The organism is Gaiella sp., assembly GCF_035558935.1.
Taxonomy (GTDB): domain Bacteria; phylum Actinomycetota; class Thermoleophilia; order Gaiellales; family Gaiellaceae; genus Gaiella.
The window spans coordinates 1-12,989 of sequence record NZ_DATMBZ010000092.1 but is presented as its reverse complement, the minus strand read 5'-3'; the positions used below and the strand labels follow the sequence as shown (position 1 = coordinate 12,989).

The 12,989-nt window shown below is 69.3% G+C and carries 16 protein-coding genes and 2 tRNA genes; 8 read left to right on the top strand and 10 right to left on the bottom strand.

Annotation, left to right across the window (positions count from 1 at the left end; translation table 11 throughout):
• The 4 genes from VNM44_RS08910 to VNM44_RS08895 all read right to left on the bottom strand — a co-directional run.
• Positions 1–1,863, bottom strand: a 1,863-nt coding sequence (locus VNM44_RS08910; protein WP_325625229.1) for a hypothetical protein, incomplete at its 3' end; no start/stop codon positions are given.
• Between the two features lie 372 nt (positions 1,864–2,235).
• Complete coding sequence (locus VNM44_RS08905; RefSeq protein ID WP_325625226.1) at positions 2,236–2,610, bottom strand: ATP-binding protein; 375 nt, start codon at positions 2,608–2,610, stop codon at positions 2,236–2,238.
• Between the two features lie 193 nt (positions 2,611–2,803).
• Complete coding sequence (locus VNM44_RS08900; protein ID WP_325625223.1) at positions 2,804–3,175, bottom strand: hypothetical protein; 372 nt, start codon at positions 3,173–3,175, stop codon at positions 2,804–2,806.
• Between the two features lie 66 nt (positions 3,176–3,241).
• The gene (locus VNM44_RS08895; RefSeq protein WP_325625221.1) at positions 3,242–3,985 is read right to left on the bottom strand and encodes a peptidoglycan-binding domain-containing protein; all 744 of its coding nucleotides are present in this window, start codon (positions 3,983–3,985) and stop codon (positions 3,242–3,244) included.
• 203 nt (positions 3,986–4,188) lie between these two features.
• Between VNM44_RS08895 and VNM44_RS08890 the strand changes: the two genes are divergently transcribed.
• On the top strand, positions 4,189–5,307 hold the full coding sequence (locus tag VNM44_RS08890) for an esterase-like activity of phytase family protein (RefSeq protein WP_325625219.1): 1,119 nt from the start codon (positions 4,189–4,191) through the stop codon (positions 5,305–5,307).
• Between the two features lie 40 nt (positions 5,308–5,347).
• Here VNM44_RS08890 and VNM44_RS08885 read toward each other — a convergent pair whose 3' ends face one another.
• The gene (locus tag VNM44_RS08885; protein ID WP_325625215.1) at positions 5,348–6,481 is read right to left on the bottom strand and encodes a Xaa-Pro peptidase family protein; all 1,134 of its coding nucleotides are present in this window, start codon (positions 6,479–6,481) and stop codon (positions 5,348–5,350) included.
• 28 nt (positions 6,482–6,509) lie between these two features.
• Positions 6,510–7,262: an SDR family NAD(P)-dependent oxidoreductase gene (locus VNM44_RS08880; protein ID WP_325625212.1), complete on the bottom strand. Its 753-nt coding sequence runs from the start codon at positions 7,260–7,262 to the stop codon at positions 6,510–6,512.
• 44 nt (positions 7,263–7,306) lie between these two features.
• Between VNM44_RS08880 and VNM44_RS08875 the strand changes: the two genes are divergently transcribed.
• Genes VNM44_RS08875 through VNM44_RS08860 form a run of 4 tightly spaced genes read left to right on the top strand, consistent with a single transcriptional unit; the run spans position 7,307 to position 10,397 of the window.
• Positions 7,307–8,479 carry a CaiB/BaiF CoA-transferase family protein gene (locus tag VNM44_RS08875; RefSeq protein ID WP_325625210.1) on the top strand — a complete coding sequence of 391 codons (1,173 nt, stop codon included), beginning with the start codon at positions 7,307–7,309 and terminating at the stop codon, positions 8,477–8,479.
• 36 nt (positions 8,480–8,515) lie between these two features.
• Positions 8,516–9,151 (top strand): PAQR family membrane homeostasis protein TrhA, encoded by a 636-nt coding sequence (gene trhA / locus VNM44_RS08870; protein WP_325625208.1) that lies wholly within the window; start codon positions 8,516–8,518, stop codon positions 9,149–9,151.
• 3 nt (positions 9,152–9,154) lie between these two features.
• On the top strand, positions 9,155–9,559 hold the full coding sequence (gene msrB / locus VNM44_RS08865; protein WP_325625205.1) for a peptide-methionine (R)-S-oxide reductase MsrB: 405 nt from the start codon (positions 9,155–9,157) through the stop codon (positions 9,557–9,559).
• Entirely contained in the window at positions 9,552–10,397 is an 846-nt protein-coding gene (locus VNM44_RS08860; protein WP_325625203.1) for a VOC family protein, read from the top strand. The genes msrB and VNM44_RS08860 overlap by 8 nt, the downstream gene beginning before the upstream one ends.
• A 37-nt stretch (positions 10,398–10,434) precedes the next feature.
• Here VNM44_RS08860 and VNM44_RS08855 read toward each other — a convergent pair whose 3' ends face one another.
• The gene (locus VNM44_RS08855) at positions 10,435–10,806 is read right to left on the bottom strand and encodes a hypothetical protein (RefSeq protein ID WP_325625201.1); all 372 of its coding nucleotides are present in this window, start codon (positions 10,804–10,806) and stop codon (positions 10,435–10,437) included.
• A gap of 127 nt (positions 10,807–10,933) precedes the next feature.
• Here VNM44_RS08855 and VNM44_RS08850 point away from each other — a divergent pair, with 127 nt between their 5' ends.
• Positions 10,934–11,095 (top strand): hypothetical protein, encoded by a 162-nt coding sequence (locus tag VNM44_RS08850; protein WP_325625198.1) that lies wholly within the window; start codon positions 10,934–10,936, stop codon positions 11,093–11,095.
• Between the two features lie 97 nt (positions 11,096–11,192).
• On the top strand, positions 11,193–11,465 hold the full coding sequence (locus VNM44_RS08845) for a hypothetical protein (RefSeq protein ID WP_325625193.1): 273 nt from the start codon (positions 11,193–11,195) through the stop codon (positions 11,463–11,465).
• Positions 11,466–11,589: 124 nt separating this feature from the next.
• On the opposite strand, the gene VNM44_RS08840 is transcribed toward VNM44_RS08845, so the two are convergent.
• The 3 genes from VNM44_RS08840 to VNM44_RS08830 form a co-directional block, all read right to left on the bottom strand.
• Positions 11,590–11,991 carry a hypothetical protein gene (locus tag VNM44_RS08840; protein ID WP_325625189.1) on the bottom strand — a complete coding sequence of 134 codons (402 nt, stop codon included), beginning with the start codon at positions 11,989–11,991 and terminating at the stop codon, positions 11,590–11,592.
• Positions 11,992–12,113: 122 nt separating this feature from the next.
• Positions 12,114–12,578: a cupin domain-containing protein gene (locus tag VNM44_RS08835; protein WP_325625182.1), complete on the bottom strand. Its 465-nt coding sequence runs from the start codon at positions 12,576–12,578 to the stop codon at positions 12,114–12,116.
• Between the two features lie 217 nt (positions 12,579–12,795).
• Positions 12,796–12,868: transfer RNA gene (locus VNM44_RS08830), tRNA-Glu, on the bottom strand.
• A gap of 47 nt (positions 12,869–12,915) precedes the next feature.
• Between VNM44_RS08830 and VNM44_RS08825 the strand changes: the two genes are divergently transcribed.
• Positions 12,916–12,988: transfer RNA gene (locus VNM44_RS08825), tRNA-Val, on the top strand.
• The last annotated feature ends 1 nt before the right edge of the window (position 12,989 follow it).

Below are 12,989 nucleotides of genomic sequence, written 5' to 3'. Positions count from 1 at the left end.
CAGACGCCCAGTTACGAGGCAGTCGCGCAGGCCCGAGATCGCATCTGAGGATGTGCACGCCGGGGCAGCTGGAACAGAGCCGAAGTAGTAGTTTCCCCCGTCACTGATTCCGCCGTTACCCCATGTCGGGACAGCGGGGTCGGACAGATCGACCTTGAGTCCGGTGACAGAGGCGATCTCGCCGTTCCCGGCGTTGTCGGTAGCGGTGCCAGCTACTGCCTGAGCGGTGTCACTCTCGTTGAGCGTGACGCTGCTGCTCGCAGGTGAGCTTCCGTCCACGACGCAACTTGCGATCCCCGACAGGGCGTCACCGCAGTTGAAGGTGACTGTCGGCGCGGTCTTGTACCAGCCGTTCGAACCGTCCGGGACGATTGGACTCGCTGATCCGCTGATCGTCGGCTTTGTCTTGTCCACCTTGACATTGATGGTGTTGCTCTCCTGCGTGTTTCCGGCGTTGTCGGAGACGCTTGCCGAAACGTTCTGTCCTGCCAGAGCCGTGTTGCTGCTGACTACAACCGTGGCCGGGCATGTGCCGAGAAGGCCTGAGAGCGCGTCAAAGCAATTGAACGTCACGGTCACGGTTTGGTTCGTCCAGCTTCCGGACAGGTAGGTGCCGCTATCTGCCGTGATAGTCGGCTTGGTCAGGTCGAGCTTGACGGCCACCGTCGTGGAGTCGCTTGTGTTCCCGGCTTTGTCGGTGCACGTACCGCTGATCGCGGTGCCCGCACCGGTCGAGCTCTCGTCCGAGACGACCGTCGGCGTGGTGCAGCTTCCCTCGCCGCTCTGCGCCGCAGCGGCACCGGCGTCGCCGCTCCAGACGAAGGTCGCTGTGACCGCCACATTGTTCCATCCCAGCGCGTTGGCAGCTGGGCTGAGGGCCACGGTCGGTGCGGTGGGAGCCGTCGTGTCGATGCTGATCTCGGTCACCGTGTTTGTGGCCGACGTGTTGCCCGCGTGGTCGGTGCAGTGCGCAGACTCCGACTGGTTCTGGCCCTCAGTCGAGACGGTCTTGGTGATCGTCGCCGCGACGGTGCCCGATCCGGAGTCCGAGCAGTTCCACACGAGCGTCACGGAGCTGTTGTTCCAGCCGAAGCTGTTCGCGGACGGTGTGCGGCTGAACAAGATGATCGCCGGGGAGACGGTGTCAACGATGGAGTAGGTGGCAGACGCCGACCGTGTGATCCCGCCACCGTCGGTGTACGAACAGCTTGCGGTCTGCGAGCCGAGGCCATGAGCACTGTTTGCGCCGCTGATCGGGCCGAGCGAGGCGGCTGCTGTGGAATTTCCGTCCTCGGCGTCGAGGATCGAGCAGCCAGCAACGGGCACGGAGCCGATCTCGTATGTGCCCCCCTGCGTTACGCCAGTGACGGAAACCGTTGGCGCGGTATTCGTCACTGGTGCGTCAACCTGGACGATCCCGGTGTCCGGACTACCGTCTGCGTTCAGAGCGATGCTGCCAATCGTTGCAACCGTCAAAGTCCCAGTCGTGTTGTCGGCGGTGCCGGACGCCACGACCAGGGTCGCGTTGACGACGAACGGGTTGTTCGGACAACCCTGGATCGACGTGGCCAGCGTCGCACCACACGGAGGACTCTGGCTGTAATTGACCCCTGTCGTGAACTGAAGAGTGGTTTGATCCGCCGCGTTCGCTGAGGGCGTGATCGACCCGTTGGTTGCCATGAAATACTTGGTGACGACCTTGGCCTGCCCTGTTGCGTTCGCGTTGTTGATGTTCCCCGTCGCCCAAACCTTGATCACGAAGCCGTTGCTTCCAATGGCTACCTGACTAGGAGCCGCGAGATTGGTCGAAAGAACCGCGTCCGTTTGGATGTCGGCTGAATAGGCAACAGCAGCGACTGTCATCGCCGCGAAGACAGCCCCTAGTAAAAGACTGAGCCGCCCTCGTCTCTGAACCCGCTTCGGTGTCGATGATGAACCCATCCTCTTCCCCCTTCTTTTGTCGCCGCCTGGACGCCGAACGCGTCGCCGCGAAACTCTCATCAGGCGCTCGTTGCACTTCCCCAACCGGAGAATCGCTGGGGCTGCTCGGGTTGGGACTGACCTAAGGTCTAGGATCGAGCGCCGTGGTGGTCGAGCGACGTGATCGCGGCCTTTGCGCCGCCACCGCGGCGATGCAATCACGCGGGGGAACTTGGGAGGCGGCTCCGTCGCGGTCGAGCGCCGACCCGAGCCAAGCGCCACGATCCAGCAGCTGCGAGGTACGCGCGAGTGGCCTCACGGCTGAGGCGGTCGCAAGCGGATGACCACGCAATCGTCGTCCACACGTAGCTGCAGCTCGGTCAAACCCCGCATCAGCGCGACACCTCGGCCTCGCTCCGCGAGTGTGTCCTCACTCTCGCTGGTCGACCCCCACGATCCGTTCGTGGTGATCTCAACGACCAGATCGCCGTTCTCCACGGTTCCTTGAACCCGCACCGGCGACCCAGAGCCATGCTCGATGCCGTTCGCGACTGCTTCGTGAGCCGCGAGGACAAGGGCGTCTTGGGCCACTTGTCCGATTTCGGCACCGCCGAGCCAATTGCTCAGGGACTGGCGGAAGCCCTGGAGAACCGCCGGGTTCGCCGGAAGACTCTGTTCGAACGGTTCCATCACTGCCTCGAAGGAGGGCCGGGGGACTCGTCTCTCCCTCGCCACTCTCGTCAGGTCGGGTCCCCCTTTGTTCCCCTCGCTCCGGTCCGCAAACTCCGCGACGGGGGACGGGGCCACGCGCGTCGAGCATCGTCACGCGCACAAAGGCCCCAGGTCGCTGGTTCGATCCCAGCACGGCCCGTTCGCGGCTCGCTCAGGAAACTCGGACTGTCAGCGCCGTGCGCGTGACGGAACCGTCGAGGGTCGCGGCGAGCCCAACGGTGAGGCGCTTGCCTCGTGAACCGGCCGGCACGCGGAAATAGCAGCGGGCGATCGAGCTCTCCCACGTGAGCCGGATGCTTCTGAACCGCATGCCGCCGACCCAGACGCTGCAGCGAATCGACCCGGGAGCCGGAGCGAACTCCACTCGCGCCACGAGTGCGAAAGGCCGCCCCGCCCGCGGCGGGCTCGGGGTCACCGAGAGGACGTCGATACGCACGCCTCCAGGCGCGCCCTGTGCCGAAGACGCACCGATCGATGCCGCAGCCAACGTCGCCGCGGCGAGCGCGGCAAGCCAGCTGATCATCGGATCAGGGTACGCCCCTCGGCGTGCGGGCGCCAGAGCAGTAGGCGTCGGCCGTCCCCGAGAGGCTCAGCCGCTCTCGAGGGCGCTGTTGAGTGCGGCCGCGGTCTCGGGGCCGACCCTGCCGTCGACGGAGAGACCGTTCGCCTGCTGGAACGCGACGACAGCCGCCTCGGTCAGAGGACCGAAGGTGCCGTCGGCCGAACCGGGGTCGAACCCCGCCCTGGACAGGGCCCGCTGGAGCTCTCGGACGACGGCGGGATCGTTCTCGCCGAGCTGGAGCTTCGTGCCCTCGGGGAGCGCGAAGGCCGGCGTGCCGCCGGTCGACGGAGCGGTCGTCTGCGGCGTCGTCGAGGTGCTCGGCGACGTCGTGGCAGGCGGCGAGGAGGCGCCGGTCTCCGTCGTGGGCGTCGTGGTGATGGTGGTCGTCGTGTTGGTCTCGGGGGCCGGCGTCAGCGCCGTCTGATCTCCGCCGCGCAGGAGCAGCACCGGGATCGCGACGGCGAGGGCGATTGCCGTCGCGACCACGATCACGGCGACGAGGCGTCGCCGCTCGATGACTGCCCGACGGGCGTCGGCAGTGGCAACGGATCGGGTCGCGCTCCGCTCGTCCGTGGGGGCGCGCCGGAGGTCGTCCTCGGGGCCGGGGAGCTCCTCCTGTGCGGCGGCCCGTTGCCGCGCGACGCGCTCCGGCGCGTCCTCGCTCCAGTCCTCGTCCGAGACCTCGCCGAGCCAGTCGTCGAGTGGCTGCTCGAACGGCCCGACCGCGCTCCTCGACGAGCCCTGAACACCACGGGGGCGTGTCTCGTCCACGTACGCAATGCTAGGCACCTTCCCGGCGGGCACGCGCGAGCCCACAGGCATCAGCCGGCTTCGGCGAAAGCCCTGGCCGTGTTTGTGGTTCACCTCGCGCGGAGACACGCCTGGGGAACGCCGCGGACAGCGACGGGTTGCAGGACGCGATACGGTCCCGCTGCTGCGGCACCTGTTCCCGCCGAAGGGCAAAGGAGGGTGCGATGAGCATGGGAAAGCGATGGGTCGCCGTCGTCGCCGTGATTGCGGCGGTCGCGGTCGGAGCCGGGCTCGCCGACGCGGGCAACGGCGCGAAGCCGCCGCAGCTCGAGTTCCTGGGCCAGGCGATCGTCCCGTCGGGGACGATGTTCGCCGGCACGACGGTCGGCGGGCTCTCGAGCATCACCTACGACTCGGCGCGCGGCGTCTTCTACAGCCTGTCGGACGACCAGAGCGTGCTCCAGCCGGCGCGCTTCTACACGCTGACGGTGGATGTCTCGGACGGGCGTCTCGACAACGGCGATGTCCAGTTCCGCGGCGTGACGACGCTGCTCGCACCCGGTGGTCAGCCCTACCCGCCTTCGAGCTTCGACCCGGAGGGGCTGACGCTGGCGAAGAGCGGCGAGCTGATCGTGACCTCGGAGGGCATCGCTACCCGCGGGATCGCGCCGTTCGTGCGCCGGTACACCGTCGACGGCTCGTACCTCGGCGACCTGCCGGTGCCCGACGCGTTCCTGCCGACGAGCGTCACCCACGGGGTTCGGCAGAATCTCGCGTTCGAGGCCGCGGCCGTCGCGCCGAACGGCCGGCATCTGTTCGTCGGGATGGAGGGAGCCCTCGCGCAGGACGGGCCGGCGGCAAGCCTCGCCGGCGGCAGCCCGGCGCGCATCCTCCGCTACAACCTCGCAAGCGGGAGGCTCGACGCCCAGTACGTGTACGACACCGATCCGATCGCGGAGCCTCCCGTCCCCGGAACCGCGTTCGCGGTCAACGGGCTCGTGGAGCTGCTGCCGTTCAACGATCAGTTCATGCTCTCGATGGAGCGCTCGTTCTCCGTCGGTGCGCCCGGGACGGGGAACACCGTCAAGCTGTACTCCGTCGCATTCCCCGGTGCCGACGACGTCGACGGGCTCGACAGCCTCGCTCCGGTGCTCGGAAGCGTGCGACCCGTGCAGAAGTCGCTCCTGCTCGACCTCCGGACGCTCGGGCTCCCGCTCGACAACATCGAGGGGATGGCAATCGGCCCTACGCTCCCCGACGGCCGGCGGTCGCTGATCCTCGTCAGCGACGACAACTTCGCCGCGACGCAGTTCACGCAGTTCCTGCTGTTCGCTCTGGACTGATCGCCGAGCGCGTGGGCCCGGTCGCGGCCGGGCCCACCGCTCAGCCGTTCGTGACGAGATCGTTGGGGTACTCGTTCAGCACCCGCGCGCCGCCCTCGGCGCAGACGACGACGTTCTCGATCCGCAGCCCGAACGAGCCGTGGACGACGATCGACGGCTCGTCGGTGAAGGTCATTCCCGCCTCCAGTGGCGTCTCGTCCTCGGGTGAGAGGAACGGCCGCTCGTGGACGTCGAGCCCGATGCCGTGGCCCATCCGATGGCGGAAATGCTCGCCGAGCCCCGACGCCTCGATCGGCTCGCGGCACGCTGCGTTCACCTCACGCGCGAGCGCGCCGGGCCGGCACGCCGTGCGACCCGCCTCGAACGCCGCGAGCATCGCCTCGTACGCCGCGACGAACCCGTCGGGTGGCTCGCCCGCGACGATCGTGCGGCCGAAGTCGGAGCAGTACCCGTCCACGACGCCGCCGAAGTCGAACAGCACGGGCGTCCCGTCCGACAGCGGGTCGCGCGCCGTTGGCGCCCCGGAGTCGAGGCTGTCGGGGTCCATGCCGGTGAAGATGTGTGTCGCGAACGACGGCGTCAGCGAGCCGGCGACGCGCAACTGCGCCTCGACCTCCTCTCGCAGCTCGGCCATGGAGACTCCGGGCTGTACCTGCGGTGCGACCGCAGCCATCGCGTGCTCGACCGTTCTGCACGCGCGTCTCATCGCCTCGAGCTCGTCCGCCGTCTTCACCCGGCGCAGCCGGTTCACGAGCGACGAGCCGGTCTGCAGCCGGTCGAGACCGAAGATGCGCCCCAGCTCGAGCGTCGTCTCGGCCCAGACGCGGTCGCCGACGGCGACGGTTCCCCGCGCGCCGAGCCCGCGCGCGACGCGCTCGAAGATCGCGCTGCCGTCGTCCGCCTCGTCCACGACCACGATGTCCCCCTCGGGTCGCACAGGCAGGTCGAAGACGACGACCATGCGAGGCAGCACGAAGACCGGGTCCGCGTCGGGCCGGAAGAACCCGCCTGCGACCCAGCCGTGCGGGTAGGAGCTCTGTCCGAAGAACGGAATTCCGCGCTCGACGCCGGAGAGGTACTCCAGATCCGACGAGAGGCCGACGAAGAGCAGGTCGACTCCCTCCGCTCGCATCACCTCGAAGAGTCGTCGCCGTCGCTCGGCGTGGTCGAACACGCTTCGATCCTACGGGCCGAGGCCGGGTCTACTTCGGCGCCATCCGGATCGCGCCGTCGAGCCTGATCACCTCGCCGTTCAACATCGGGTTCTCGACAGCGTGGACGACGAGCGCTGCGTACTCCTCCGGACGGCCGAGACGCGCGGGATGGGGTACGGAGGCGCCGAGCGCCTGCCGCGCCTCCTCCGGGAGGAGCGCGAGGAGCGGTGTGTCGAAGAGCCCGGGTGCGATCGTCACGCAGCGGATCAGTGACACCGCGAGGTCACGGGCAATCGGGAGTGTCATCCCGACGATGCCGCCCTTCGAGGCCGAGTAGGCGGCCTGCCCGATCTGGCCGTCGAACGCGGCGACGGATGCGGTATTGACGATGACGCCGCGCTCCTCGCCCACCGGCTCGGACCGCGACATCGCCGCCGCGGCATGGCGGATCACGTCGAAGGTGCCGATCAGGTTGATCTCGATCGTGGTGCGGAAGGGGTCGAGCGCGGCGGGCGACCCGTCGCGACCGATCGTGCGCTCGGCGATGCCCACGCCGGCGCAGTTGACGCACACGCGGAGGTTGCCGCCCTCGGCTGCCCGCGCGACTGCCGCGTCGACCTGGTCGGGCTGCGTCACGTCGCACTCCAGGAAGGTCGCCAGAGCCTCGTCGACCCGCTCGCGCGCGCCGGGTAGGTCGAGGACGAAGACGTCGGCGCCCTTCTCTCGCAACGCCCGCGCCGTCGCCGCGCCGAGTCCCGACGCGCCGCCCGTCACGACCGCGGTCACCCCGTCGACGTTCATCGCCACCTCCTGGTTCGAGCTCCGACACCCCGAGGATCTCATTCATGATCTCCGCCGTGAGCGGCGAACGGCATGGACCGCTGCGCGACCTACGCGTCGTCGAGCTCGCAGGGCTGGCCCCCGTGCCGTTCGGGGCCATGTTGCTCGCCGATCTCGGCGCCGACGTGCTGCGCATCGATCGGCCCGAGGCGAGCGGCCTGGAAGCGTTCACCGAGGCCCTCGGGCGCGGTCGGCGGTCGGTGGCGCTCGACCTGAAGCACGAAGGCGCGGCGGAGGTGGTGCTCCGGCTGGTCGAGCGAGCCGACGCGCTGCTCGAGGGGTTCCGCCCGGGCGTGATGGAGCGTCTCGGGCTCGGGCCGGACGCCTGCCTCGGCCGCAACGAGCGTCTCGTCTACGCGCGTATGACCGGCTGGGGCCAGGAAGGGCCGCTGGCTCAGCAGCCCGGGCACGACCTGAACTACGTCTCGCTCTCGGGCGCGCTCGGCGCGATCGGGCGGGCCGGGCAGCTGCCGGTGCCGCCGCTCAACCTGGTCGGGGACTTCGGCGGCGGTGGGATGCTGCTCGCCCTCGGCGTCGTCAGTGCCGTCCTCGAAGCACGAAGCTCCGGCCGTGGCCAGGTGGTCGATGCGGCCATGACGGATGGGTCGGCGCTTCTGATGACGATGATCTATGGCGCCCGGAACGCCGGCGCCTGGTCGACCGAGCGCGGGACGAATCTCCTCGACGGCGGCGCGCCGTTCTACGACGTCTATGCCACGTCGGACGGCGGCGCGGTCTCGGTCGGCTGCCTCGAGCCGAGCTTCTACGCGGAGCTGATGCGTCTGCTCGACCTCGAGCGCCCCGAGCTCGCGGACCACATGGATCCCGAGCGCTGGCCCGCGATCCGGGCAGCGCTCGAAGAGACGTTCGCGACCCGGACGCGAGACGAGTGGGAGGCGCTCTTCGCGGGGTCGGAGACCTGCGTCGCGCCGGTGCTCGACCTCGACGAGGCGCCGCTGCACCCACAGAGCCGCGCGCGGGCGAGCTTCTACGAGGACGATCGCGGGATGCTCCCGATGCCGGCGCCGCGGTTCGGACGGACTCCTGCGGCACAACCGGGCCCGACCTCCGCGCCCGGCGCCGACACCGAGAGCGCGCTCGCCGAGTGGGGGTTCGCCGACACCGAGATCCGCGCGCTGCTCGAGGACGGGATAGCCCACTCCGCCGACGCGCGATAACAGGGTTCTCACACTCGGCGTGCGAGAATGCGACGCATGGACGAGGTCAGGCCGCTGCTCCGCGGGGTCTTCCACAAGTGGGCGTTCTTCGCCGCGGTCGCGGCCGGCGCGATGCTCGTCGTGCTCGCGGACGGCGCCCTCGCAACCTTCTCCTCCTGGGTCTACGCAGTCGCGCTCGCGGCCATGTTCGGTGCGAGCGCGCTCTACCACCGGTTCCCGTGGAAGAGCACGGCGCGGCGCCTCTGGGCGCGGCGGCTCGACCACTCCATGATCTTCGTCTTCATCGCCGGGACGTACACGCCGTTCGCGCTCCTGTGCTTCGAGGGCACGACGCGGTGGCTCGTGCTCGTCGCCGCGTGGGCGGGCGCGGCGCTGGGGCTCGCGCTCGAGCTCGTCTGGATCGATTCTCCGCGCTGGCTCAGCGCCGTCGCGTACCTCGCGGTCGGCTGGGTCGGCGTGCTCGCCGCACCGCAGCTGTTCTCGGGGATCGGCGTCGCCGGAGCGGTGCTCGTCATGGTCGGCGGCGGGCTCTACTCTCTCGGGGCTGTCATCTACGCGACGCAGTGGCCCGATCCGTTCCCGCACATTCTCGGGTTCCACGAGGTGTTCCATCTGCTCGTCGTGGCCGCCGCGGTGACGCAGTTCGTCGCCGTGTCACTGGTGGTGATCTGAGCGGTGTCCGGCAAGATCGAGCTGAGCGAGCAGGAGTGGCGTGAGCGGCTGACGCCCGAGCAGTACGCCGTGCTGCGGCAGCAGGCGACCGAGCGTCCGTTCACGGGGACGTACACGGACACCGAGGACCCCGGCGTGTACCGCTGCGCCGGGTGTGGAGCGGAGCTCTTCCGCTCGGAGGCGAAGTTCCATTCCGGCTCGGGCTGGCCGAGCTTCGTCGAGCCGGCCGAGCTCGACGCCGTCGAGGTCCGGCTCGATAGGAGCCACGGGATGGTGCGCGAGGAAGTCGTCTGCGCGACGTGCGGGGGCCACCTCGGACACGTCTTCGATGACGGGCCGCAGCCGACCGGCAAGCGCTTCTGCATCAACTCGTGCGCCCTCGAGCTCGAGCCCACGAGCGATGGGTGAGCTGCCCGCAGAGGCGCGGCTCGGCGCTATCCGGCTACGCGCCGGCGACGTCGAGCGTCTCCGCGAGTTCTACGAGACGACGATCGGCCTGCCCGTGCTCGGGACGGCGGACGGTGTCACCTCGCTCGGCGTGAACGGCGCGCCACTCGTCGAGCTGGTCGGCGACCCGGAGGCGCCCGCGAGGCCTCCCCGTACGACCGGCCTCTTCCATCTCGCGCTTCTCGTCCCGACGCGCGCCGACCTCGCGCGCACGCTGCGACGCGTCGCCGGCTCCGGTGGGCGCCTGAGCGGGGCTTCCGACCACCTGGTCTCCGAGGCGCTCTACCTCTCGGACCCGGAAGGGAACGGCATCGAGCTCTACCGCGACCGCCCCCGGGACGAGTGGCCGCTCTCCGGCGACTCGGTCGAGATGGCCACGCTTCCGCTCGACCTCGACGACCTGCTCGCGGAGCCGGGCGGGGAGGACGCCGACGCGACGATGCCGGAGGGGACGACGCTCGGGCACGTCCACCTGCAGGTCGCCGACCTCGACCCGGCGGAGGCGTTCTGGGTCGACGCGCTCGGCCTCGACGTCACCGCGCGCGGCTACCCCGGGGCACTCTTCACCTCCGCGGGCGGCTACCACCACCACGTCGGGCTCAACACCTGGGCCGGGGTCGGCGCGCCCTCTCCTCCGCCCGGCGCGCGGGGCCTCGACCGGTTCGAGGTAGTGCTGCCGAACGCCGCCGACGTCGACACCGCCGCCGAGCGGTTGGGCCGCGTGACGGACGCCGAGCGGGTGGACGGCGGCGTGCTCGCGGCCGATCCGTCCGGAAACACCGTGCTCGTCCGGTCGTAGGCCCGGCGTCCGGCTCCGAGCGCGGAGCGCTCGGTTCTCAGGGGGCCGGCGACCAGTCGTCGGCAGGGTGGACGGCGACCTCGCACGGCACGAATGGCGTCGGAAGCGCGCGAGGCCAGACGGCTGTCTCGAGAATCCGCCTGAACAGCTCGGTGGCCTCGTCCGCCGCTTCCTCCGCCTTGCCGGCGTTGATGGTCAGTCGCATCGCGAAGCGCCCGAGCGTCAGGGAGCATGCCTCGGTCGCTCCCAGTCGCGACGCGTCGCTGGCGAAGCGGGCGAGCGCCGCATCGACGGCAAGCGAGCGAAGCGACTCGCTTCGGAGCTCCACCGTCCAGTCCTGTTTCTCCTCGCCGACGCGCAACTCCTCGACCGTTGCGCCCCAGGCGACATCGCCCTGTACCGCAGTCATCTAGCTCCCCTGATCCGATGACGGCCCGAGCCACGGGCCGTGCCGTTCTGGCGTGCGTCGGCGCGTGCGGCGGCGCGCAGGATCGCCGATTCGAGGGATCCTCGGGCCGATCGCGTATCCTCGAGCTGTGGAGACGATGATCGGAATCGCGGCGCTGCTGGTGGGGATCGGCATCCTCTGGCTCTGCTTCGCGCTCGGCGTCTTCTTCTTCACGCGGACGGGGCGTGAGGGCATGCGGATCCAGCGCATGGAGGACGAGCGGCGTGAGCGCGTGACATCCGACCGGTAGTCGGCGACGGGAGTCGCGACCGGAAGCTCTGGTCAGCCGAGCTCGTCGAGCGTGACGACGGTGCCCGCGACTCTCATCTCAGGCGTAGCATCACGGCATGTTCGTCGAGACGATCGCTCTACCACGCGAGGAGTGGGAGCGCTGGCACGAACGCCTGCGCTACGCGACCGATCCGCCGGAGGCTCTGGTCGCCACGATCGTGTGGGACTCGGGTGAGGGCCAGGTGAAAGGGGTCAACCTCTGGGAGACGCCGAAGGCGATCGCCGACTTCTATCTGGAGCGAGTCAGGCCGATCGTCGAGGCGGAAGGCGAGCCGACCAGCAAGCCACAACGACACGGCGAACCACTCGCGGTCTATCTCCGTCGCTAGCCCGCGGCGACCTGGCGAACGTCAGGGGAGACGCTCCCGGTTCCGTGAGGATCCGCATGGCTCCTCACACGTGATGCCCCCAGGGGATTCGAACACTCTCGCGAACGCCCTGCAAAACGGGGAATCACGCCCAGTTTGGCCGCCGCGATGGGGCACCGATGTGGGCACCGGCCCCGCTGCGGGCCGCACGGCGGTGTTCGTCGAGGTCGACGACCTTCGCGCCCTCGATCGCGCCGAGCCGTAGCGCGGGGCGCTGAAGAGGTTCGAGGACGACCGGCGGCTCCAGCGAGAGCGGCGGCGGCTCGAACGGTTCGTCGGCCTTCAGCGCCGAGAACGCATCGAGCGGCGGTCCGGGGTCCGGCGCGGGTCCCGGCCCGAGGGAGGCGTCGCCCTCCTGCCCCGCCCACGGAGGCGGTTCGATGACGAGCGGCTGCGGCGGGGGCGGCGCGGCTGCCGCATGCCCGCCCGAAAGCCACTCTCCGACATGACCGCCGAACGGCAGGTCAGCGAACTCGGCGGCCGTCACCGCGGCGCCCGGAGGGACACGAGCGGGAGGCGTGGGCTTCGGTCGCCCATACATCGCCCTCCATTGTTGCCTACGCCGAAGACGAGGGGAAGAGCGAGAGCTAGTTCGTAGACCCCGTCCGGCTACTCCTCGCCTTCCCAGTAGCCCAGCTCCGGGCCCGGACGGCCGAACATGATTGGTTCACCCGCCACGCTGCGTGCGCTCACCTTCCCCGTATCGAGGAACTCGACGATGTCCGGGGCGACGATTGTCGAGAGCATGAGCACACGAATCGTGGAGTCGCTTCCGTTCCAGACCTGATGCGCTCCCGCCTTGCCCCGCGGGAAGCAGACAACGTCCCCCTCGTCAAGCTGGCGCTCCCCTTCGGGCGTGCGGAGCGTGGGCTGGCCGCGAACGACGAGGAGCCACTCCTCATTGGCGTGATGTGTGTGATAGGGCCAGACCTTGTTACCAGGTTCTGCCTCGTACAGTCCTGCGCCGATCAATTCACCGCCGATGTGCTCACCGACCTTCGCTGCCCTGAAGGTCCAGCCATCCCGTTCGTTCGAGTTATCCAACTCGTCGTTGTAGAGGTTGAAGACCTTCATCCAGTACGACCTCCCGTCGTTTGGGGCATCTGGCTGAAACTCGGCGACCAAGGCTCGGGCACGGGGCGAGTCTACGGGGCGGCGTTGCCTTGATTGACGGGATCGACCGTCCAGAGCCATGGGGCACCGATGTGGGCACATCCCGCGACGTCTGAGGGTTCCCGAAGTGCCTGTCCTGACGGGTTGCAGGCACTCCGCATGGGCACTAGGTGCCGGATGCCCCCAGCGGGATTCGAACCCGCGCTACCACCTTGAAAGGGTGGCGACCTGGGCCGCTAGTCGATGGGGGCGGCCGAGCGAGGATACCGGCGGCCAGAGCTACCATCCGTGGCCGCCCGGGCGGTTAGCTCAGCTGGTAGAGCGCCTGCCTTACACGCAGGTGGCCGCAGGTTCGAGTCCTGCACCGCCCAT

Bases quoted from the DNA above. Each gene is read 5' to 3' on its own strand.
- VNM44_RS08905 (WP_325625226.1), bottom strand. From the start codon at position 2,610: ATGGAACCGTTCGAACAGAGTCTTCCGGCGAACCCGGCGGTTCTCCAG.
- VNM44_RS08890 (WP_325625219.1), top strand. From the start codon at position 4,189: ATGAGCATGGGAAAGCGATGGGTCGCCGTCGTCGCCGTGATTGCGGCG.
- VNM44_RS08860 (WP_325625203.1), top strand. From the start codon at position 9,552: ATGGGTGAGCTGCCCGCAGAGGCGCGGCTCGGCGCTATCCGGCTACGC.
- VNM44_RS08880 (WP_325625212.1), bottom strand. From the start codon at position 7,262: ATGAACGTCGACGGGGTGACCGCGGTCGTGACGGGCGGCGCGTCGGGA.
- VNM44_RS08900 (WP_325625223.1), bottom strand. From the start codon at position 3,175: ATGATCAGCTGGCTTGCCGCGCTCGCCGCGGCGACGTTGGCTGCGGCA.
- VNM44_RS08875 (WP_325625210.1), top strand. From the start codon at position 7,307: ATGATCTCCGCCGTGAGCGGCGAACGGCATGGACCGCTGCGCGACCTA.
- VNM44_RS08845 (WP_325625193.1), top strand. From the start codon at position 11,193: ATGTTCGTCGAGACGATCGCTCTACCACGCGAGGAGTGGGAGCGCTGG.
- VNM44_RS08835 (WP_325625182.1), bottom strand. From the start codon at position 12,578: ATGAAGGTCTTCAACCTCTACAACGACGAGTTGGATAACTCGAACGAA.
- VNM44_RS08855 (WP_325625201.1), bottom strand. From the start codon at position 10,806: ATGACTGCGGTACAGGGCGATGTCGCCTGGGGCGCAACGGTCGAGGAG.
- trhA (WP_325625208.1), top strand. From the start codon at position 8,516: ATGGACGAGGTCAGGCCGCTGCTCCGCGGGGTCTTCCACAAGTGGGCG.